We start from the raw sequence: 1,530 nt of genomic DNA, 5'->3' as shown, positions 1-1,530 counted from the left end.
ATTTGTTTAAAGATGCAATTTGAATAAAAATAAACTTGCGTTTATACACAAAGTATGTAATTCATTAATCGTTTTCATAATGAATTGTCCTTGTCAATAATGGTTTTTAATAAAAGAAGCCGTGTTTATAAGAACACGGCTTTCTTTTAATTCTATCTTTTAGACGCCACAGCCGCTTTAATCAATTCCTCTACAGTCTTTATCTATCTACAAAAGGATATTAAACCTGTAGAAATCTCTTTTCTTCCTGTAACCCATGCCCCCAAAATAAGTTGCGTATCTCCAAAAATACGTGCCCTGCCACCAATAATTGCATTCCCATAAGCACGTACATTACCATGAACCTTTGCAAACCCATTAACACACGCCTCATCACAAATTATTGCATTTTCAAAAACCTTCGCATGCCCCCAAACCATAGCAGCATTATAAACCTTGGCATCGTCCCCAACCCAGCAATTACCTTGGTGAGAAAGGTTGTATTCACTTTCAATAAAGCCCCCTAAATCTCCTTTTTTAACACCTCCAAAACTTCTTAAAGCTCTAATGCGATAAAGTGTTATAACTCTACCATAACGGTCTTTAACTTCTGTAGTTTCATCAGTAAATTCATATTTTTTAGATACAACTGTAGTATTCATAGGTAGCTCCCTAATCTAATATTCGTTGTTTTAAATGACGCGGCTTTCTTTTTTGCTATAAAGAAGCCCCCCGCCCCGTTTTTTTAATTATTGCATATTTCCGTGGATTTGCTCTCTTAATAAAGCCAATCCTTTTGTTGTTATTTTTGTTGACGGGACTGTCTTTTCTGTACCATCATTTTTTTGAATAGTAATGGTCGTGCAATCCATTAAACCTTTTTGTATTTTATCTTGATATGGTAATAATGGACCACTTGGTACTCTTTTGTAAACCCAACCATATCTTCGTAAGTAATCTGATAAATCCTTAGGTCTTACTTCTAAGATTTTCGCAGCATCTATAATACCAAACAAGCCATCCGAGCGCTTTAGACCATCAAGAGCTATTGCTTTTGGTTTAAGAGTATCCACTTCATTTTTTAAAGTTTCTAATTGATTGATGCTCTCTAAGAGAAGTTTTTTAACAGTAAGGGGATTTTCTAAAGCACTTGCTAAATCTGTTTTCTTTTCTAATTCCTGCCAACGATCTATAATTTTTGCACGCAAAGTGGTGCTGTAACCAGATACGAGGATTAGGCATTCACGTTTTGGAAGAAGATATTCAGTTTTCTGGCGATTCATGCTATCAAAAAAGATGCCCTCAAATTTGAGGATATCTTTTTCATCATACAATTCAAGCAAAATATTCTTGATATCACGCATAACATTATCATGTCTTTTACCACACAATTCTGCGATTTCACGACTAGACATAGTTTGAACGCTATCATCTATGTTGATTTGATTTACGTTTGTTAAATTTGTTTGATTTATATCTATTAAGTATTGCGACATAATATTGTCTCCTGTGAAATTATGTTGTTTTCCATTGACACACAATAAAGAATGC

At 34.2% G+C, this 1,530-nt stretch carries 2 protein-coding genes; both read right to left on the bottom strand.

Going from position 1 to position 1,530, the window contains the following annotated elements:
• Positions 1-203: 203 nt before the first annotated feature.
• On the bottom strand, positions 204-641 hold the full coding sequence (locus PVV65_RS09720; protein WP_273790021.1) for a hypothetical protein: 438 nt from the start codon (positions 639-641) through the stop codon (positions 204-206).
• Between the two features lie 87 nt (positions 642-728).
• Positions 729-1,475: a phage regulatory protein/antirepressor Ant gene (locus PVV65_RS09715; protein ID WP_273790022.1), complete on the bottom strand. Its 747-nt coding sequence runs from the start codon at positions 1,473-1,475 to the stop codon at positions 729-731.
• Between the last annotated feature and the right edge of the window lie 55 nt (positions 1,476-1,530).

Origin of the sequence: Bartonella sp. ML70XJBT (assembly GCF_028618425.1) — a bacterium.
Lineage (GTDB): Bacteria > Pseudomonadota > Alphaproteobacteria > Rhizobiales > Rhizobiaceae > Bartonella.
Note: the sequence above shows the minus strand (reverse complement) of the source record. Positions and strands in the feature narration are given on the sequence as shown.

Coding starts and splice junctions, on each gene's coding strand:
- PVV65_RS09720 (WP_273790021.1), bottom strand. CDS start 641: ATGAATACTACAGTTGTATCTAAAAAATATGAATTTACTGATGAAACT.
- PVV65_RS09715 (WP_273790022.1), bottom strand. CDS start 1,475: ATGTCGCAATACTTAATAGATATAAATCAAACAAATTTAACAAACGTA.